At 58.4% G+C, this 20,002-nt stretch carries 17 protein-coding genes; 14 read left to right on the forward strand and 3 right to left on the reverse strand.

Annotated features, from left to right (window positions below; genetic code table 11):
- The first annotated feature begins 132 nt into the window (after nucleotides 1-132).
- Nucleotides 133-1,275, forward strand: coding sequence for a porin (locus QEN71_RS08385; protein WP_201659468.1), 1,143 nt, complete (start codon nucleotides 133-135; stop codon nucleotides 1,273-1,275).
- A 68-nt stretch (nucleotides 1,276-1,343) separates the two neighbouring features.
- Here QEN71_RS08385 and QEN71_RS08390 read toward each other — a convergent pair whose 3' ends face one another.
- On the reverse strand, nucleotides 1,344-2,336 hold the full coding sequence (locus QEN71_RS08390) for a GlxA family transcriptional regulator (RefSeq protein ID WP_201659466.1): 993 nt from the start codon (nucleotides 2,334-2,336) through the stop codon (nucleotides 1,344-1,346).
- Nucleotides 2,337-2,632: 296 nt separating this feature from the next.
- Between QEN71_RS08390 and QEN71_RS08395 the strand changes: the two genes are divergently transcribed.
- The 5 genes from QEN71_RS08395 (at nucleotide 2,633) to QEN71_RS08415 (ending at nucleotide 7,153) form a co-directional block, all read left to right on the forward strand.
- Nucleotides 2,633-3,583 (forward strand): choline ABC transporter substrate-binding protein, encoded by a 951-nt coding sequence (locus QEN71_RS08395; RefSeq protein WP_201659464.1) that lies wholly within the window; start codon nucleotides 2,633-2,635, stop codon nucleotides 3,581-3,583.
- Between the two features lie 85 nt (nucleotides 3,584-3,668).
- Complete coding sequence (locus tag QEN71_RS08400; RefSeq protein ID WP_201659462.1) at nucleotides 3,669-4,598, forward strand: BKACE family enzyme; 930 nt, start codon at nucleotides 3,669-3,671, stop codon at nucleotides 4,596-4,598.
- A gap of 51 nt (nucleotides 4,599-4,649) precedes the next feature.
- Nucleotides 4,650-5,615 (forward strand): L-carnitine dehydrogenase, encoded by a 966-nt coding sequence (locus QEN71_RS08405; protein WP_201659460.1) that lies wholly within the window; start codon nucleotides 4,650-4,652, stop codon nucleotides 5,613-5,615.
- Nucleotides 5,616-5,702: 87 nt separating this feature from the next.
- Nucleotides 5,703-6,194 (forward strand): thioesterase family protein, encoded by a 492-nt coding sequence (locus QEN71_RS08410; protein ID WP_201659457.1) that lies wholly within the window; start codon nucleotides 5,703-5,705, stop codon nucleotides 6,192-6,194.
- 23 nt (nucleotides 6,195-6,217) lie between these two features.
- Nucleotides 6,218-7,153 (forward strand): alpha/beta hydrolase, encoded by a 936-nt coding sequence (locus QEN71_RS08415; RefSeq protein WP_201659455.1) that lies wholly within the window; start codon nucleotides 6,218-6,220, stop codon nucleotides 7,151-7,153.
- A gap of 47 nt (nucleotides 7,154-7,200) precedes the next feature.
- On the opposite strand, the gene QEN71_RS08420 is transcribed toward QEN71_RS08415, so the two are convergent.
- The gene (locus tag QEN71_RS08420; protein ID WP_201659453.1) at nucleotides 7,201-7,488 is read right to left on the reverse strand and encodes a DUF3331 domain-containing protein; all 288 of its coding nucleotides are present in this window, start codon (nucleotides 7,486-7,488) and stop codon (nucleotides 7,201-7,203) included.
- A 377-nt stretch (nucleotides 7,489-7,865) separates the two neighbouring features.
- Here QEN71_RS08420 and QEN71_RS08425 point away from each other — a divergent pair, with 377 nt between their 5' ends.
- Nucleotides 7,866-8,951 carry an AI-2E family transporter gene (locus QEN71_RS08425; RefSeq protein WP_201659451.1) on the forward strand — a complete coding sequence of 362 codons (1,086 nt, stop codon included), beginning with the start codon at nucleotides 7,866-7,868 and terminating at the stop codon, nucleotides 8,949-8,951.
- Nucleotides 8,952-8,984: 33 nt separating this feature from the next.
- Here the strand turns inward: QEN71_RS08425 and QEN71_RS08430 are convergent, their stop codons facing one another.
- Entirely contained in the window at nucleotides 8,985-10,097 is a 1,113-nt protein-coding gene (locus QEN71_RS08430) for an OpgC domain-containing protein (protein ID WP_201659449.1), read from the reverse strand.
- A gap of 423 nt (nucleotides 10,098-10,520) precedes the next feature.
- Between QEN71_RS08430 and QEN71_RS08435 the strand changes: the two genes are divergently transcribed.
- The 7 genes from QEN71_RS08435 to QEN71_RS08465 all read left to right on the forward strand — a co-directional run bounded on the left by QEN71_RS08435 (nucleotide 10,521) and on the right by QEN71_RS08465 (nucleotide 19,830).
- Nucleotides 10,521-11,948 (forward strand): UDP-glucose dehydrogenase family protein, encoded by a 1,428-nt coding sequence (locus QEN71_RS08435; RefSeq protein WP_201659447.1) that lies wholly within the window; start codon nucleotides 10,521-10,523, stop codon nucleotides 11,946-11,948.
- A 70-nt stretch (nucleotides 11,949-12,018) separates the two neighbouring features.
- On the forward strand, nucleotides 12,019-12,462 hold the full coding sequence (locus QEN71_RS08440) for a low molecular weight protein-tyrosine-phosphatase (RefSeq protein WP_201659445.1): 444 nt from the start codon (nucleotides 12,019-12,021) through the stop codon (nucleotides 12,460-12,462).
- The gene (locus QEN71_RS08445; protein ID WP_201659443.1) at nucleotides 12,456-13,631 is read left to right on the forward strand and encodes a polysaccharide biosynthesis/export family protein; all 1,176 of its coding nucleotides are present in this window, start codon (nucleotides 12,456-12,458) and stop codon (nucleotides 13,629-13,631) included. The genes QEN71_RS08440 and QEN71_RS08445 overlap by 7 nt, the downstream gene beginning before the upstream one ends.
- 113 nt (nucleotides 13,632-13,744) lie before the next feature.
- Entirely contained in the window at nucleotides 13,745-15,958 is a 2,214-nt protein-coding gene (locus QEN71_RS08450) for a polysaccharide biosynthesis tyrosine autokinase (protein WP_201659615.1), read from the forward strand.
- Nucleotides 15,959-15,981: 23 nt separating this feature from the next.
- On the forward strand, nucleotides 15,982-16,944 hold the full coding sequence (locus tag QEN71_RS08455) for a glycosyltransferase family 2 protein (RefSeq protein ID WP_201659440.1): 963 nt from the start codon (nucleotides 15,982-15,984) through the stop codon (nucleotides 16,942-16,944).
- A gap of 128 nt (nucleotides 16,945-17,072) precedes the next feature.
- On the forward strand, nucleotides 17,073-18,497 hold the full coding sequence (locus tag QEN71_RS08460; protein ID WP_201659436.1) for an O-antigen ligase family protein: 1,425 nt from the start codon (nucleotides 17,073-17,075) through the stop codon (nucleotides 18,495-18,497).
- 160 nt (nucleotides 18,498-18,657) lie between these two features.
- Nucleotides 18,658-19,830 carry a glycosyltransferase family 4 protein gene (locus QEN71_RS08465; protein ID WP_201659433.1) on the forward strand — a complete coding sequence of 391 codons (1,173 nt, stop codon included), beginning with the start codon at nucleotides 18,658-18,660 and terminating at the stop codon, nucleotides 19,828-19,830.
- Nucleotides 19,831-20,002: the final 172 nt, after the last annotated feature.

The raw sequence follows: 20,002 nt of genomic DNA on the forward strand, positions 1-20,002 counted from the left end.
GTGTGTCGTGTCTGGTCGAGTCGAACGAAAAATGGATTTGTACTGTGCCTTCATCGTGGTGCGAGTTGCACACGCCGCGGAGTGCGCTTCGCATTCCTATCCCCTCATAGCCAGGCAAGAGAGAACGATACAATGAAAAAGCTGAATGCCGCAGCACTGACAGGCGTTGCGCTCGCGCTCGCCGGAGTTTCGGGCGCAAGTCATGCACAAAGCAGCGTCACGCTGTATGGGATCGTCGACGCGGGCATTACGTGGGTCAACAATACGGGCGGCTCGCATGTCGTGAAGTTCGACGACGGTATTTCATACGGCAACCGCTTCGGCGTCAAAGGCACGGAAGATCTCGGCGGCGGTTTGCAGGCGTTGTTCGTGCTCGAAAGCGGCTTTCACCTCGGCAATGGACAACTGGGCTTCGGCAGCGCGCTGTTCGGGCGTCAGGCGTATGTGGGGCTGAAGAACCAGTGGGGCACGCTGTCGTTCGGTAATCAGCTGGATATGACGGAAGAGATGGTGTATCTGTACAACGTCTCGGCATGGGCTAGCGGCTATGCGATTCACCAGGGCGACTTCGACCGTTTCAATGGCGACCGTCTGCCCAATTCGGTGAAATTCATTTCGAATGAATTCGCGGGCTTCATGTTCGGCGGCATGTACTCGTTCGGCAATGTCGCGGGCGACTTCCACCAGGACAGCGCGTGGAGCGTCGGCGCGCACTATGCGAACGGACCGTTCACAGTGGGTACGGCGTACACGCAGCTGAACAATCCACACGGCATCTACGCATTCGATCCTTACGCGATGCTGGGCGTACACACGTTCCTTGGCCAGCAGACGGTCACCGTCGATCCAGCAACAGGCGCGCGAACCGATCTCTTCTCCAGCAATCCGTTCCCCGTCGACAAGCAGGGCACGTTCGGCATCGGCACGAGCTACGCGATCGGCAACGTGACGCTGATGGGCAACTTCAGCTATACGACGATCAAGGGTCTCGGCGTCACGTCGCACATGAAAGTCGGTGAAGGCGGCGCAAGCTGGCAAGTAACGCCCGCGTTCAGCGTGATCGGCGGCTATCAGTACACGAACTTCGAAGGCCATCACTGGAACCAGGGTTCGCTCGGTGCGCATTATCTGCTTTCCAAGCGTACCGACGTCTATATTTCAGGCGACTATCTGAAGGCGTCGAGCGGTGTGGATGCGGTGATCGGCTATAGCTTCACGCCGTCCACCACGACGACGCAATCCGACGTGCGCATTGGCATGCGTCACTCGTTCTGATTGGCTTTGAGTACTTTTGCCGGTCTGCTTTGCCTGTCATAGGCAAAGCAGACCGAATGAACGACTGATCAAGACGCAGCCGCCTCGTGTGTCGGATGCTTTCTGTTACCCGCGCCGTGATGCGGCGGGCTGCGGTCGCTTCGTGGACTCATGCCGAATCGCGCGCGATACGTCCGCGAGAAATGCGACGGCGACTCGAATCCGCATGCGACGCAAATCGCCGTGATCGACATATCCGTTTGCCGCAACAGCTCGCGCGCGCGATCGAGCCGTAATTGCAGATAGAAATGCGTCGGCGTGTCTTTCAGCGATGAGCAGAACAATCGTTCGAGTTGTCTACGTGTGACGCCTATTTCCTGCGCCAGATCGGCAGGCGCAAGCGGTTCTTCCATGTTCTGTTCCATCACGCCGATCACCTGAATCAGCTTGCGATTGTGCACGCCGTAGCGCGCGGCGATTTCCATGCGCTGATGATCGGAACGCTGCCGGATGCGGCTCACGACGAATTGCTCTGAAATAGACGAAGCGAGCGCGGCACCGTGACTGCGCGAGATCAGGTCGAGCATCATGTCGATCGATGCCGTGCCGCCCGCGCACGTAATGCGCCGATCGCCGATTTCGAATAGTTCGTCACTCGCCTGCAAGGACGGGAAATGCTCGCGAAATGCCGAGAGCGCTTCCCAATGCAAGGTCACGCTGTCTGTCGCACGCACCAGTCCCGCTTCCGCCAGAATGAATGCGCCCGTGTCGATGCCGCCGAGCGTTGCGTGCGCGCGGTCCAGCCGCCTGAGCCAGTCGCCGAGCGCGCGGCTATAGCACGCGAGCGGTTCGAAGCCCGCCACGACGAAGACCGTCTGTGCATGATGAATATCGCTAAACGCGGCTTCTGCATTCAGCGAAATGCCGTTGCTTGCGGTCACCGGTTGACCGTCGACACTCAGGATGTGCCAGCGGTACAGATCCTCGCGAAAGCGGTTCGCGACGCGCAAAGGCTCGATGGCGGACATGAAGCCGATGGCCGAAAAGCCCGGCAGCAGCAGAAACGAAATGTCTTCGGGCATCGCTCGATTGTCGGGGATGAGATTGGCCGGATTCGTCGAATCCGGCGAGCGTAGCAAGCAGCATGCAAAGCAGCAAGGCGCCAAAAATAAGCGCTGTGAATGGCGCAGTGCACAAATCGCGCGATGCTGGTTTTCCCTCATGGTCGCGCGCAAGCAAGAACGGGTCGCTGCCGGTCGATTTTGCCGGATTATGGATTTGTACCTTTAATGCACATCGCGTCGTTGTCAGATCGCGTCACTCGCCGCCCACGTTGCGGGCGTTCAAAAACACTGGAGCCGTGTCGAAGGGGATCGTCATGAAGTGGATCAACCAGGCTGTTTCCGCATGTCTTGCCGGCCTTCTGGCGGCACTGTCGTTGCCTGCGCTCGCGCAGGATCCGCCGAGCTGCCGCGCCGTGCATTTCGCTGATATCGGCTGGACCGACATCACGTCGACGACGGCGCTCGCGTCGACGGTGTTCGAAGGCTTGGGCTATCAGCCGGTAACGACGGTGGCCTCCGTGCCGATTTCGTTTGCCGGGCTGAAGAGCAAGCAGCTGGATGTATCGCTTGGCTACTGGTGGCCCGTGCAGGAAAAGGCGATCGCGCCTTTCGTCGATGCGAAATCGATCAACGTGTTGCAGCCGCCGAATCTGACGGGCGCGAAAGCGACCTTCGCCGTGCCGAGCTATGAATACGACGCGGGCCTGAAGACCTTTGCCGATATCGCCAAGCATCGTGCGGAACTGGACGGAAAGATCTATGGCATCGAGCCGGGCAGCAGCGCGAATGCCGCCATTCAGAAGATGATCGCGACCAATCAGTTTGGGCTTGGCGGGTTCAAGCTGATCGAATCGAGCGAGGCGGGCATGCTCGTCACGGTCGAACGTGCGGTGCGCGAGAAGAAATGGGTGGTCTTTCTCGGCTGGCAGCCGCATCCGATGAACATTCAGATCGATATGAAGTACCTGAGCGGAAGCGAAGGCGTGTTCGGTCCGAATGACGGCGAAGCGCGCGTCTATACGCTGACGTCGCCAGACTTTCTGACGCGTTGCCCGAATGCCGGAAAGCTCGTGAGCAATCTGCGCTTTACGACTCAGCTGGAGAACGTGGTGATGCAGTCGGTGATGAACAAGGAGAAACCCGCCGAGGCCGCTAAAGCCTATTTGAAAAAGAACCCGCAAGTACTCGACGAATGGCTCGCGGGCGTGAAGACATATGACGGCAAGGACGGCTTGCCCGCAGTGAAGGCGTATCTCGGTCTTTGAAGTCAGGCATTCAAACGAAGAGTACTTTTCTATTGCGACTCTTCAGATCCAACCGTTAGCAGACATTGCACGAGGAATTGCACGCATGAACCATGAAGTGATCGTGACCTGCGCTGTCACGGGTGCAGGGGACACCGTCGGCAAGCATCCCGCCATTCCCGTCACGCCGAAACAGATCGCCGATGCCGCGATCGAAGCTGCGAAAGCAGGCGCGACCGTTGCGCATTGCCATGTGCGCGATCCGAAGACGGGCCGTGGCAGCCGCGATCCGAATCTGTATCGCGAAGTCGTCGACCGTATTCGCTCCGCCGATACCGACGTCATCATCAATCTGACTGCGGGCATGGGCGGCGATCTGGAGATCGGCCCGGGTGAAGACCCGATGCGCTTCGGCGCGAATACCGATCTGGTCGGCGGCTTGACACGGCTTGCACATGTCGAAGAACTCTTGCCGGAGATTTGCACGCTCGATTGCGGCACGCTCAATTTCGGCGATGGCGACTACATCTATGTGTCGACGCCCGCGCAATTGCGTGCAGGCGCACACCGGATTCAGGAACTCGGCGTCAAGCCGGAACTGGAGATCTTCGATACAGGGCATTTGTGGTTCGCAAAGCAATTGCTCAAAGAAGGGCTGCTCGATGCGCCGCCGCTGTTTCAGCTGTGCCTCGGCATTCCCTGGGGCGCGCCTGCCGATACGACAACGATGAAAGCCATGGTCGACAACCTGCCACCCGGTGCGCATTGGGCGGGCTTCGGCATCGGTCGCATGCAGATGCCGATGCTCGCTCAGGCGATGTTGCTCGGCGGTCACGTGCGCGTCGGTCTCGAAGACAACATCTGGCTCGACAAGGGCGTGCCTGCGAGCAATGGGTCGCTCGTCACGCGCGCTGTCGAGATCATCGAGCGGCTCGGCGGCCGTGCGCTGACACCTGCCGAAGGCCGCAGGAAACTCGGTCTACCCGCACTCGGCGAACGGCTGCTCGAAAGGCGTGCCGTCGAGCAGTTTGCGTGACGCATTGAAGAGCATTGAATGGCTTTGAACATCTCCAGAGGATCATCGGCAATGGCAGTGATTACCGACATCAAGACGTTTGCAGCAATCGGCGCGGGCGTGATCGGCAGCGGCTGGGTGGCGCGTGCGCTCGCACACGGGCTCGACGTGATCGCGTGGGACCCGGCGCCCGGCGCGGAGAAGCAGTTGCGCGACAACGTCGCCAATGCGTGGCCCGCGCTCGAACGCGTGGGACTGGCAGAGGGCGCATCGCAAGAGCGCTTGCGTTTCGTGAAGACAATCGAGGCGTGTGTCGCAGAAGCAGATTTCATTCAGGAAAGCGCACCCGAGCGCGAGGAATTGAAGCTCGCGCTGCATGATCAGATCAGCCGCGCCGCGAAGCCCGATGCGATCATCGCGTCATCGACTTCGGGCCTGCTGCCGACCGATTTCTATGCACGCGCGCTGCATCCCGAGCGCTGTATCGTCGGGCATCCGTTCAACCCTGTGTATCTGTTGCCGCTCGTCGAAGTGGTGGGCGGCGAACAGACCGCGCCGTCGACGCTCGATGCGGCGATGCAGATCTATTGCACGCTCGGCATGCGGCCGCTGCATGTGCGCAAGGAAGTGCCCGGCTTTATCGCCGACCGTCTGCTCGAAGCGTTGTGGCGCGAGGCGCTGCATCTCGTCGATGAGGGCGTGGCGACGACGGGCGAAATCGACGATGCGATCCGTTTTGGCGCGGGCATCCGCTGGTCGTTCATGGGGACGTTCCTCACATACACGCTCGCGGGCGGCGACGCGGGCATGCGGCACTTCATGCAGCAGTTCGGGCCCGCGCTCGAATTGCCGTGGACCAAGCTCGTTGCGCCGAAGCTGACGGATCGGCTGATCGATCGCGTGGTCGATGGAACCGCGGAGCAGGTCGGGCCGCGTTCGATCAAGCAACTCGAACGCTATCGCGACGAGTGCATCACGAACGTGCTGTCCGCGATCGCGGAAACCAAAGTGCGTCACGGCTTGCGGGCCGACGAATAAGGTCGCGTATCATCGGCGCGTGCGGGGCATCGATAAAGATGTGCCGCACGCGCCAGAATTCAAATCGAAGTGACGGAGACATTCGCCATGCCGCGACATGCGGAATTGCCTGCGTATCACGACGTCGTGCGCGCCGAGTGGGTCGACTACAACGGCCATCTGCGCGACGCGTTCTACATGTTGATCTTCAGTTTCGCCACCGATGCGCTGATCGACCAGATCGGACTCGACGACACGGTGCGCAAGGCACGCGGCCGCTCGATCTATACGCTCGAAGCGCACATCAACTATCTGCACGAAATCAAGGAAGGCGCGAAGGTGCGCGTCGAAATGCGCGTGCTCGCGCATGACGCCAAGCGCATGCACCTGTACCTCGAAATGTTTTCCGGCGATGGCGACGAGCCCGTTGCGGCGGGCGAGCAGATGCTGCTGCACGTCGATACGAGCGGCCCGCGTTCCGCCGCATTCGACGCCGATGTCGAGACGCGCGTGCGGGCGCTGGTCGATGCGCAGGCGGCGCTGCCTGCCGCCCTTTATGCCGGGCGTGTGATCGGATTGCCGGGCCAGACGCGGAAGTAAACGACAGACACACGGAGCGCGCCATGCTCGAACCCGAGATCGTCGCATTCGTCGAACGCACGAAGCGCCTTTATCCGCCGGATCGCGCTGCAACGACACCAGCCGAACAGCGCGCGATGTACGAGCGGTTAGCGGCAGCGTTTACGCCGCCGTTACCTGACGGCGTGACCACTCAGGACGCGCTGTTCACTTCGCCTGATGGCGGACACTCGTTCATGTTGCGGCTGTACGCGCCAAGCGACCGCGCGAACTCGACGGGCACGCTGCTGTATTTTCATGGCGGAGGGTTCGTCGTCGGCTCGCTCGCGAGTCACGAACTGATTACCGCGCGCATTGCCGCCGATACGGGATTGTGCGTCGTGGCTGTCGATTATCGGCTGGCGCCCGAACATCCCGCGCCCGCTGCGCACGACGATTGCCTCGCCGTGACGCGCGCGGCGCTCGATGGCCGATTGCCGTTCGGTCCGCTGCCGCGCTCGCTGCAACTGGCGGGCGACAGCGCGGGAGGGACGCTGGCAGCGAGTGTCGCGCTACGTTTGCGCGACGAAGGCGTGTCCGGCGTGCGCGGTATCGTGCTGGTCTATCCGATGCTGAGCGTCGAGCCGCAATCGCCCGCGCGCGATACAGAGGCCGACGCGCCGATGCTCACGCTTGCCGATGTGCGGCGCTACGGCGCGCTGTACTGGGGTGGACGGTCCGCGTATCCGTGGACCGTGCCGCTCGAAGCATCACGTTATGACGGATTGCCGCCGACGCTCGCGATCGGCGTCGAACACGATCCGTTGCGCGATGATGCCCGCGTGTTCGCCGAACGCATCGGCGCGGCGGGCGGGCGTGCCGACGCGCCTGTCGGCACGGGTCTCGTGCACGGCTCGTGGCGCGCGCTGGCGACGAGTCCTGGCGTTCAATGGATGCATCGCGAAGTGTGCCGCTTTCTGATCGAACACGCGGCGGATTGAGCGGCTCAGCTGTTGCGTCGGAGGTCGATTGTTACGGGAAACGTTGGCTATACGGCGAACGCCTGTTCGAGCACTTCGGCCGCGATCATCGCGGAGGCGTTCGTGGGCGCGGGGCGTTCGGCCGGCTTGAAGACGGCATCGCCGCGACGGATCTTGCGGCGCGAGACGGCACACGTGCCCGACGTATGCGCCGAACGGCGGCGCCAGCGCTGCTCCCCGTAATGGCAGCGGCCGGGTTCGACCCAGCGGATCACCAGGGTCGTGTCCGAATGCTCGAGAATCTCGATGCGCAAGCCGTTGGCGCCGATCAACGGTAAACAGTCCAGGGTCGTCATGGTCGGCTCCGTAGTTGTGGTGTGCCGAATTTAGTCCCGCGCGCGCGTGAGAGCCATTGTGCCCGCGTAGAAACACTGTTCCCGATTCCGCAATAATGAGATAGCCGGCGTGTACGCGAACGGTAAAAAGCGGATTTGCGGGCCGTCGAATCGATTACACGCAAAAATGCAACGAACTGTTGTATGAACGGCAGAAAAGGGCGGGAGCGATTTTGGGCTGATCCGGGCGTGGGCCGCATCCGATAAGATGGGCGGCCCGGAAGCCGGAGAAGCCGCGCGCGGCATCCCGTGTGCTCGCATCTGCGGATGCGTTCCGCCTGCATCATCATAGCGATGCGCCGTTGCTGAACGCGCATCGAACCCGTTCACGAGGTCACATGAATCGACGCCCGCCCGACGTTCCATCCGAAGCCGACATGCCGAATCGCCGCAAGATGCAGCGAATCGCGTCGGCCGCGCTGTATGCCGTGATGGTGGCGCTGGCGCTCTGGGTGATCCGCGACTTCGTGCCCGCGATCGCATGGGCTTGCGTGATCGCAATTGCGTTGTGGCCGGCGTTTCACCGGATCGAAGAGCACAGGCTGTTCAAAGGACGCTCGACGTTGATCGCGACGGTGCTGACGATCGCGATCGGCCTGCTGTTTTTGCTGCCTCTTGGGATCGGCATTGCGCAGGCGGCATCCGAGGCGCATGACCTGATCGAATGGGCGCACGGCGTCCAGGAGAACGGCATTCCCGTGCCGGATTTCGTCCAGCATCTGCCGTACGGCGCGACGCAGATCGTGAACTGGTGGCAGGAGAATCTGAGTCAGCCTTTGCGCGATTCGCCCGCGATGAAGGGCTTGCACGGCGGGGCTGTCGTCACGTTCGGACGGCATTTCGGCGCGCGCGCCGCGCACGCGCTGATGCTGTTTGGCTTCATGCTTGTCACGCTGTTCGTGATCTTTCAGGCGGGGCCGAAGCTGTCGGGCGAACTGATGAAGGGCGTGCGGCGCGCGTTCGGTTACGACGGCATGCATCTGGCCGAGCGGATGGCGGCGGCTGTGCGCGGGACGGTGTCGGGGCTGGTGGTCGTCGGGATCGGCGAGGGCGCGTTGCTGCTGCTCGCGTACATGCTGACGGGTGTCCCGCATGCCGCATTGCTCGGCTTCGTGACGGCGGTTGCGGCGATGCTGCCGTTTTGCGCGCCCGTCGTGTTCTGCGGCGCGGCGCTGTGGATCTTCGTCGAGCAGGGTGCGCTGATACCTGCTATCGGGCTCGTCGTGTTCGGTTTCGTCGTCGCGTTCGTCGCCGAGCATTTCGTGCGACCTGTGCTGATCGGCAGCTCCGCGCGGCTGCCTTTCCTGCTCGTGCTGTTCGGGATTCTCGGCGGCGCGGAGACGTTCGGCCTGCTGGGCCTGTTCGTCGGCCCGGCGCTAATGACGGTGCTGATGGTGCTCTGGACCGAGTGGATCGAGCGCTGAGCCGCGCGTCGATGATGGCCTGATCGGCAAGGATCAGGCGGGGCCCGAGCCTCGCAGGCGCAACGTCAATACGCTCAATACGCGCGAGATCGGCACGGACGCCTTGGCGACGGCGAGCAGCGAGCCGATTGCGACGGCATCGGCGACGAGGCCGAGCGGCACGTTCAGATAGCCGTCGGTGGCCGTGTACAGCAGCGAGTCCACGACGAGCGAGATCACCGTGCCGGCGACGAAGCACAACAGGCCCTTGCGGCCGACGAGGCCGATCCACGGCAGGCGCTGCGCGATCGTCCTGGCCCAGCCGAGACGCACCATGTTCGCGACGAGCCATGCGATCGCGAGGAAATTCACCGCGCGCAACCACGACAGATTCTGTTTCAGGCTGCTGTCGAGCGGCGCCACTTCCACCACCAGCTTGAACCACGCGGCGGCCGCGACGACACCGCACGCGAGCACCGTCACCAGCCAGCCATAGCGATGCGCGCTTACGCGCTGATAGACAGGCTGCGTCTGCGCGATCACACCAAGCACGAACATCAGCTGCCACGCGAACGGATTGAAATCCCATTGCGCATTTTCCGCGACGGGCAGGTGCGGCAGCATGGACGGCGCGATGCCCCACACGGCGAGGCTGCCGGCGAGCAGCAGCCACGGCTTGCTGCGCGCGAGCGGCAGGATGGCGGGCACGGCGAAAGCGAAGAACGCGTACATGGGCAGCACTGACGCCAGATAGGGCTGGCGGCGGAACAGCAGGATATCGCGCAGGACGGCCGTGGGCGTGTCCATCATGTCGTCGAGATCGGTCGTGGCCATGTTGGGCGCATCGATGCTGAAGGCGCTCATGACGGCGCTGACCAGCAGCATGAGGACGGCCGTGACCAGAAACGCCCGATACAACTCCAGCGAGCGCTTGAAGAAACGGTTGCGCGCGTCGGCTTCCGTGTGGCGGTTGGCGAGCGAAGCGTAGGCGGTGGCCGTCGCGAATCCGCCGAGGAAGACGAAGACTTCGGCGGCGTCGCAGAGTGCGTACGCGTGCAGCGTCGCGCGCGACAGGATGCTGCCGCCGATGTGGTCGACGACGATAAATACAAGAACCAGCCCTCGGAAGAAGTCCAGCTCGATCAGTCGGGTTTTTGAAATCTGCATGCGGTTTTCTGCTTTTTCGGCAAAACGCCTCTCCGAGACGGTGCGCGGGTAACGCGCAGCGCGGTTTCGGGGAAGCGGGGAATGGGTGCTTTGGTGCGGTTGCTGCCGGTGCTGCTCCATGCCGTGCGCGAGTTGCTCGATGCGCACGCGTGACCCTCGGATTGACCGATATTATCTCTCAGAGTTCATCCTTATTGCGTTTTTCGTGTGGAAGTGGTTGGCGGGATCGTGTTGGGGGTGTTGACGGCTTTGAAAAACGAGATGGAGAGGTGGCGAAAACGGTTCGGGTATTGGCGGGAAATTGAAGGTGAGGGTTCGTATATTTGGCGCCTCGTTGGGGCGGAGAGTTATCCGTCATCGTCGTGCTTTGATATGCCGCTTTTTCGGCCGTGTCGTTTTGAATGTGAGGATCGCAGGGCGCTTATGAAAATCACCATTATCGGCACGGGTTACGTAGGTCTTGTCACGGGCGCATGCCTTGCCGAAGTCGGCAACGATGTTTTCTGTCTGGACGTCGATCCGCGCAAGATCGACATTCTCAACAACGGTGGCATGCCGATTCACGAGCCGGGCCTGCAGGAAATCATCGCGCGTTCGCGCGCGGCAGGACGCATCACGTTTTCGACCGATGTCGCGGCGAGCGTAGCGCATGGCGAGGTTCAGTTCATCGCCGTCGGCACGCCGCCCGATGAAGACGGTTCCGCCGATCTCCAGTACGTGCTCGAAGCGGCCCGCAACATCGGCCGCACGATGAACGAGTTCAAGGTGGTCGTCGACAAATCGACGGTGCCCGTTGGCACCGCGCAGCGGGTGCGCGCGGTGATCGACGAGGAACTCGCGAAGCGCGGACTCAAGAACAGCGCGCAGCACGGCTTTTCGATTGTGTCGAACCCCGAGTTCCTGAAGGAAGGCGCGGCTGTCGATGACTTCATGCGGCCGGACCGCATCGTCGTCGGCGTGGACAACGACGAGGACGGTGACAAGGCGCGCGAGAATATCCGCCGTCTGTACGCGCCGTTCAACCGCAACCACGAACGCACGCTGTACATGGACTTGCGTTCGGCCGAGTTCACGAAGTACGCAGCCAACGCGATGCTCGCGACGCGTATCTCTTTCATGAACGAAATGGCGAACCTGGCCGATACCGTCGGCGCAGACATCGAGGCTGTGCGACGCGGGATTGGTTCGGATCCGCGCATCGGTTATCACTTTCTGTACGCGGGCGTCGGTTACGGCGGCTCGTGTTTTCCGAAGGATGTGCAAGCGCTGATTCGCACAGGCGCGGAAATGGGCCACAACCTGCGCATTCTCGAAGCCGTCGAAGGCGTCAATTACGAGCAGAAGGAAGTGCTCGTGCGCAAGATTACAGGCGCGCTCGGTGAAGACCTCAGTGGCCGCACGTTTGCCGTGTGGGGTCTGTCGTTCAAACCGAACACCGACGACATGCGCGAAGCGCCGAGCCGTCGCGTGATTGCGCAACTGCTCGCGCGCGGCGCGACGGTGCATGCGTACGATCCCGTCGCGACGACGGAAGCGAAGCGTGTGTTCGCGCTCGATCTGGCCAATGCACCTGATCAACAGGCGCGTCTGCATTTCGAGAGCACACAGGACGAGACGCTCACAGGCGCCGACGCGCTCGTCATCGTCACGGAATGGAAGGAATTCAAGAGCCCGGACTTCGGACATCTGAAGAAGCAGCTCAAAACGCCGTTGATTTTCGACGGCCGCAATCTGTATGAACCGGTTGCCATGTGGCAGGCGGGAATCGAGTACCACTCGGTCGGTCGCCAGACTGTTGGTGTCCGAATTGCCGATAGTAAAGACGAAAGACGGGATTGCTTGCTCGGATGAATGAAAACAGAGCTTGTTCTTGCAGCTACGAAACGGACGTCGACTGTGAGCTGGTACTCCGAGGAAGCGCATGTTCTCCAATGTTTTGATTGTCTGTTACGCAAATATCTGTCGATCTCCTGCCGCTGAAGTGGTCTTCAACGCGCTGCACGAGAGAAAGTCCGCAAGGCGAGTGGTCTATCGATCGGCCGGAATTCGAGCGTTCGATGGGCTGGGAATGGACCCCGTGATGCAGTCTGAGCTTGCTGCGCGGGGATGGCCGACTGGCGAGCATTACTCGCGGCGCCTCCAGGCAGGAATGGTGATCGACGCAGATCTCGTGCTTGTCGCCGAAAAAAATCAGATTGAACAAATTGAAGCTCTGCAACCCACCTCTCGTGGAAAGGTGTTCGCGCTGGGCAAGTGGGCAGGGATCGATGTGGCTGACCCTTATGGAAAGGCCGAATCGTTGTATCGCGAGACATTGAATTTGATCGAGCGATGTGCAGAAAGTTGGATTGACCGTATATGTTGAAGCGATATGTTGGAAGTCTGGCCGTCGTGGCGCTCGTGTCCGGCTGTGCTAGCGCACCCGGTAATTACCTTGATACGTCTAGGCTCGAAACGCATTCATCTGGCCAATCAAGCGACGTATATCCCGTCAAATCGATCGACGCTGAGCTGATTACGAAGCAGGTCGGAACCCAAGCGGAGGCCGAGCGTCTGCAAAGCAATAACATCGACTCGCTGACAAGCGTGGGTAGGTATGAATATCGCGTCGCACCGCAGGATATCCTTGGAATCACGGTTTGGGACCATCCCGAACTGACTACGCCAACCGCAGGCACGTACTCAGCAGGTGGTAACACAACTCAAACGTTGGCCGGCGCATTGCAGCAACCGTACACAACAGCACTGCCGGGACAGTCTGATCCCTACGGTCAGACCGTGGCCGCTGACGGAAGCATTTTCATTCCTTATGCGGGCCGCCTTTCGGTCGCAGGAAAAACAGTCGTTCAGATCAGAGAACAGGTCGCCGCTAGCCTTATTCGATTCATCCGCAATCCACAGATCGATGTGCGTGTGCTGTCGTTTCGCAGTCAGAAGGTTCAAGTCACTGGAGAAGTGAAGGTGCCGGGTCCGTTGGCGATTAGCGACGTTCCACTGACGCTGATTGATGCGATTACACGATCGGGTGGAAATACGGTCGACGCAGATCTTCAGCGAGTCCGTCTCATACGAAAAAAGCGCCTCTATTTGCTTGACTTAAATCGTATGCTTGATAAGGGAGATATGGCGCAAGACGTATCGCTTTTACCGGGCGATGTGATTAACGTGCCGGATCGTGTTGATAGCCGGGTATTTGTGATGGGTGAGGTGAAGACTCCAACTCCTTTGACAATGTACAAGGGGCGCTTATCTATCGCTGACGCATTAACGCAGGCAGGCGGCATTCTGGATACCGATGCAAACCCGCGACAGATCTATGTGATGAGAGGTATGAAAGAGAAGCCGACGACGCCGGAAGTCTTTCATCTGGACATGACCCAACCCGAGTCAATCATGTTATCCACGCAATTCCAGCTCCAGCCAATGGATGTGGTTTATGTGGGAACAGCATCGTCGACGACCTTCAATCGCGTCTTGCAGCAAGTGCTGCCGTCTTTGCAAACGCTCTTTTATCTGAAGCAGCTTACCCGCTAGGACATGTTTGAAAACTGACATTGGGACGTCACTACGAGGACGAGTTAACCGTTGTGCAACGCATCGACGCGCAAGGTTTATATCCCTGTCTCCACTTTTCTGGAAAAGTTGTTGTGAATACAGACGTAGAACGAAGCGGGAGTTCGAATTCCCGCGTCCGACCCGATCCCGATGAGGAAGTCGTCCTTGGGGATCTGGTTCATGTCATCGCAGAGGATATATGGTGGCTGGTTGGCTTTATCATCGTTGCACTCACACTGGCGGGAATCTATTGTCTTCTCGCTAAGCCTGTCTATCTTGCGGACGCACTCATAAAAATCGAACAAGGCGACGACTCCACTCAAGAGTTGACACAGCTAAGTAGCGTCGCAAGTGTGATGGCGCCAATCCCGAGCGACGCGGAAATCGCGATCATCCAAAGTCGCGATGTCATGGCGCCCGTTGTCAGCAAATTTAAACTTAATTTTCGTATCGAACCAAATAGGGTGCCTATACTTGGTTCGATAGCGTGCTTTCTTGCTACACCCGGTGAGCTGTCGCCCGCTTGGTTTGGCTTGCCCTCATTTGCTTGGGGGGGCGAGATCGTTGACGTCGAAAGCATCCAGGTACCGCTTGAACTAGAGGCCAAGAAACTGATTCTCACGGCTGAAAGTGCTGGACAGTACCAACTGACCGGTCCGGATGGAGAACTTCTGATTCGAGGTCACGTAGATCAACCCGCTAGCGGTCATGGGGTGACCATACTAATCCATCGTCTTATCGCGCGACCAGGAACACGGTTTTTCATCACTCGAATCAATGATGTTGACGCAATCAATGAATTCAGAAAATCTGTGCAGGTGCAGGAGCAAGGAAAGTTGACTGGCCTCGTTGACGTCTCAATGGAAAGCGAAGATCCAACATTCGCTTCGGACGTCGCCAACGATCTGGCTCACTCCTATCTTCGCCATCACGTCGAGAGCAAGCAGGCAAACGCTCAAAATATGTTGTCATTTCTGAAGAGCGAAGAACCTCGATTGCGAGCGGAGTTGGACAAAGCGGAGATTGCGTTGGCGCAATATCAACGGCGATCTGGTTCTATCACGGCAGGAGAAGAGGCCAAGATCTATCTTGCCGGGAGCATTGAGTATGAGCAACAGCTTTCCGCGGTCCGCCTGCAGGTCGCGGCACTTGAGCAACGCTTTGGAGACGATCACCCTCTACTCAAAGCGGCGCATGAGCAAATGGCAGAGCTGCAAGCGCAGCGCGATCGATTTGATCTTCGCTTCCGAGCCTTACCGGAAACCGAGATTCAAGCTGTGAAATTGCAGCGCGATGCGAAGGTTGCAGCTGCAATCTACGAACTCGTGCTCACTCGCGAACAAGAACTGTCAATGCAGAAAGCAGGAATCGGCGGAAGTGCACAGATCGTTGATCTCGCATTGAGAGCGGGGACACCGATTAGGCCAAAAAAGACATTGATCTTATCGGCAGGGATCGTGCTTGGAATGATTCTAGGCGTATCGATGATTCTTGCCAGAAGGAGATTATTTAAAGGAATTGAAGATGCGGAGGAAATCGAGCGTGCTTTCAATCTTCCGATCTGCGGAATTGTTCCGTTGAGTGATCATCATGCGAAAATTGATGCGAAGGGAAGCGAAAGCGATCGACGTCAGGCGGTATTAGCCGACGCCAACCCAACGGATATCTGTGTAGAGAGTCTCCGCAGTCTTAGAACGTCGCTACAATTCACGATGATGGATGCGCGTAATCGGATTGTCGTGCTGACAGGTCCAGTCGCGGCGGTGGGGAAGAGCTTCTTGGCAGTTAACCTTGCAGTCCTTATTGCGAATTCGGGAAAGAAGGTCTTGCTGATCGATGCAGACATGCGCAGAGGAGCCCTTGAGCGTTATATCGGCGGATCTGCAATCAACGGACTCGCTGAACTTTTGGCTGGTCAAATTCGTGTCGTAGATGCGGTTCGAGAGACAAGTTTTCAGAATCTTTACTTTATTTCTTGTGGTAAGAGACCGTCAAATCCCGCGGAATTGCTAGCATCACGAAGGTTCTCGACAATTCTTTCTGAGTATGAATCGAAGTATGACGTGATTCTTATAGATACTCCCCCGATTCTTGCAGTTACCGATGCGGCACTTGTTGCTGAACATGCTGGTTCAACCTTCTTGGTTCTGCGAGCCGGCATGCATCGTCAACGGGAGATCGCTGACGCAATCAAGCGCCTAAAAATCGGCGGGATTAATTTGAATGGCGGGATACTCAACGGAGTGTCGTCATTTAGGCGATACGGATATGGTTCTGTTCACCAATATCTAAGTACGAGCATCTAAGTGCACTTTAAAGGAAAGAGAAAATGAAGGTGACGGTGCTGGTTCCAACCTTTCGCCGACCAGCGGACCTTGAAAAATGTCTTCAAGCTTTGCAAGGTCAGGTTCGCCGTTGCGATGAACTTGTAGTCGTCGCGCGTCCTGACGACATATCCACTTTGGCAATCTTGGACAAGGAAGTGAGTAGCGGTAAACTTCCTCTCCGCGTTTTATTGAGTGACGCGCCCGGACAGGTAGCGGCGTTGAATCTGGGGCTCGATATCGCAACGGGCGACATTATTGCCATTACCGACGACGACGCTGCGCCGCGGGCCGACTGGATCCAGCGCATAGCGGCAAGGTTCAAATCCGATCAATGCCTTGGCGCACTTGGTGGACGCGACTGGATGCATATGGGCGGACAGATCATAGAGGGAGAGCGAATGGTCGTGGGGAAAATTGCGCTTTCCGGAAAGGTGATCGGAAATCATCATCTAGGGGTCGGAGAAGCTCGCGAGGTAGATGTGCTAAAGGGAGCTAACATGAGCTACAGGCGTGACGCAATTCGAAATCTCCGGTTTGATACGCGGTTGCGTGGCATCGGCGCGCAAGTTCACAACGACATGGCGTTTAGCCTGAATGTGAAGCGGGCCGGCTGGAAAGTTGTTTACGATCCGCTTGTAGCAGTAGATCACTTCCCCGCAGAGCGATTCGACGAAGATCGTAGGGACGCGCCGACACTAACAGCGATGTGCAATGCCGCATATAACCTTCATCTCACACTCAGAGAACATTTATCTCCGCTCCATCGCATCATTGCATGGTGGTGGTATGCACTTCTCGGTACGCGTGCGTATCCCGGGGTCGTTCATGTGTTGCTCGCCCTCTTGTCGAGACAGCGGCGCAGCCGTATCGCACGTTGGCGCGCGATACGCTCGGGTACTCGGAAGGCACTCCGCGAACCTCTGAAAAATCGAGAAAATTCCAACTTGGCACGCGCGCATGTATGACGTGTTCTTTCTTTCCAGCCGGCGCATTCTCTATGGTTGTACGTCAATTGCAAGCGCGAGCGGGTAAAGATGCTGGTCGACGATAGACGAACTTGGAAGTCAACGAGATAGATGAAGGAATGTGAGCGATGTCATTAGTGATACGAAAGAGGAACAATTCTATCTCTGGCGGTGTCACTAGAAACCGTGAGGACTGGCTCGCTCCGATACTATTATGGACTGTAACGGCAGCGCTAATGATCGCACGGCAAGGAACGGTGCTCACATTTACGTTCCCGTTGCTATCCATCGCGCTTGGCCTGTGGCTGTACTTTAGAAGCCCCGCCAAGTACGTTGGCTACGTGTGGTGGCTCTGGATTCTGAGCCCAGAGGTTCGGCGAATCGCCGACTGGTTGAAAGGTACCTACACGTCGACGAGCGTCGTTCAAATTGCGCCGGTTGCGGTCACTGTGATCAGCGCGCTTTCGCTAGTCCGCTTCCACGGCCTTCTCGCGCAACGGCGTGGCTTGCCAGTCCTTCTAATGCTTTGTGGACTTGCCTACGCATTCTTGGTGGGAGCCGCTTCGAACGGACCCGTGGCTGCATTATACGATCTTGCAAACTGGGTTTATCCGATTCTAATTGGTTTTCATATTATGGCGTATGCGAATCGCTATTCCGAGATTCGCGAATCTATCACTCATGCCGTAATTCTCGGTATGTTGATTATGGGTGTGTACGGAATAGCGCAATATTGCTTAATGCCTCCATGGGATACGTTCTGGATGTCATATTCGAAAATGAATTCGATAGGAGATCCAGTGCCGTTTGGTGTGCGTGTTTTTAGCACTATGAATTCACCCGGTCCCTTCGCAGTTACGATAATGGCAGGTAGCATTTATGCCATGGAAGTCAGGCATAAAATTCGCTGGATTGCGGGTGTATTCGGGTTTCTTTCGTTCTGCCTGTCGCTTGTTCGATCGGCTTGGGGAGGCTGGGCAGTTGCGATTCTATTTCGATTTTGGAATTCAGATAACAATCAACGGTTACGCATTACGAAGAATTTTATTATTTTCTTGATTTTGGCCGCACCCATGCTGCTGATCGGTCCCGTTGCAGAACGCACGGGGGGGAGATTGCAAACCATTTTTGATATACAAGACGATCATAGCTATACCGTACGTAACGATTTTTATTCGAAATTTGCAGGTACCGCCTTTACCGACGTGGCAGGTCAGGGTCTAGGTTCTACTGGAACGGCTACAAAGCTTACAAGCGACGGTGGTCAGCTTGGGCAGTATGGCAACTTTGATAGTGGAGTGATGAATATTCCATTTGTCCTTGGTTGGCCCGGCACTCTGCTTTATATGGCTGGAGTCATTCTGGTCTTGATAGGTGCTGTTTCCAAGTCGCGAAGGATCGTTTCCGATAATTTTGCATCTGCGAATACCTCGATTGCGATCGCTGTCGTTTCGATGCTTTTGTTCACGAACTCCCTCGTGGGAACGGCTGGCCTTCTTTTCTTCGGAAGTATTTTCTCTATTCATGCTGCGTGGTCATGGAGAGGAATATGACGGTAAGCGTTTGGCTATTCGAATAGAAAGGAGAATTTTGTATGCGTTATAAAAGAAAATTATTTGGTTGCGAATAAGCGAATGGTCTGGTTTGGCAAATATCAGGGTCAAACGCGCGGGTGCGCGCGGTAACGTATTGCGTTTGAAGAATTTATAGACAATGGAAAAGGGCACGGTTCGATCTCGGTCCATCAAGTCGCTGCAAATCGGCATGCACTGGTTTCCCGAGCGCGCGGGCGGTCTCGACCGCATGTATTACTCGCTGATCGGCGCGCTGCCCGGCGCGGGTGTCGAAGTGCGCGGCGTGGTCGCGGGCTCGGAGCGCGTCGCGCACGACACGAACGGCGCGATCAACGGCTTCGGTTCGGCGGCGCAATCGCTGCCGCTGCGCCTGATGGCCGCGCGCCGCGCGCTGCGCCGCGAGATTCGCGAGCAGCACCCCGACGTGATCTCGTCGCACTTCGCGCTGTACACGTTCCCGGGTCTCGACGTGACGCGCGGCATTCCGCAGATCTCCCATTTTCACGGCCCTTGGTCGGAAGAGAGTCACGTCGAGGGCCCAGGTTCGCTGGGGCGACGCATAAAAAGGTATCTCGAACGGACGGTGTATGTGCGTTCGTCGCGGCTGATCGTGCTGTCGGATGCGTTCGGCAAGATTCTCACGTCGCGCTACGGCATTCCCGCCGATCGCGTGCGTGTCGTGCCGGGCTGCGTGAACGTCGACCAGTTCAATCTGCCCCTCATGCAGAACGAAGCGCGGCTGCGCCTGCAACTGCCGCTCGGCCGTCCGATCGTGCTGGCCGTGCGGCGTCTCGTGCGGCGCATGGGCCTCGAAGATCTGATCGACGCGGTGAAGATCGTCAAGCGCCGCAATCCGGATGTGCTGCTGCTGATCGCGGGCAAGGGCCGTTTGCACGAAGAGTTGCAGCAGCGCATCGACGATGCGGGCCTCGGCGACAACGTCAAACTGCTCGGCTTCGTGCCCGACGAGTATCTCGCGGCGCTGTATCGCGCGGCGGATATCAGCGTCGTGCCGACGGTGGCGCTCGAAGGCTTCGGCCTGATTACGGTGGAATCGCTGGCGTCGGGCACACCCGTGCTGGTGACGCCCGTAGGTGGGCTGCCTGAAGCGGTGGCGGGGCTGTCGCAGGATCTGGTGCTGCCGTCGACGGGCGCCGACGCTATCGCCGATGGTCTCGGGCAGGTTCTCGACGGATCGCTGAGGCTGCCGGATGCGGACGCGTGCAGCCGATATGCGCGCGTCAATTTCGATAACACTGTGATCGCGGAGAAGGTCGCCAAGGTGTACGAAGAGGCTGTCGGCGCCTACTGACCGTAATGAAATCACCTTGCTGTGCTTGTCAATCGATAAGGATTGAAAAAAGGATGCAATGATTTAGCCGCCATGGTGTTCATCCTCTGAAGTGTCTTGTATGTGGAGAGTTTGAAATTCGCACGCATGTCTGCTGCCGAATCGAACGGAGAGGCGACGCGATGCAGTTAAA

The organism is Paraburkholderia sabiae, from assembly GCF_030412785.1.
Classification (GTDB): Bacteria; Pseudomonadota; Gammaproteobacteria; order Burkholderiales; family Burkholderiaceae; genus Paraburkholderia; species Paraburkholderia sabiae.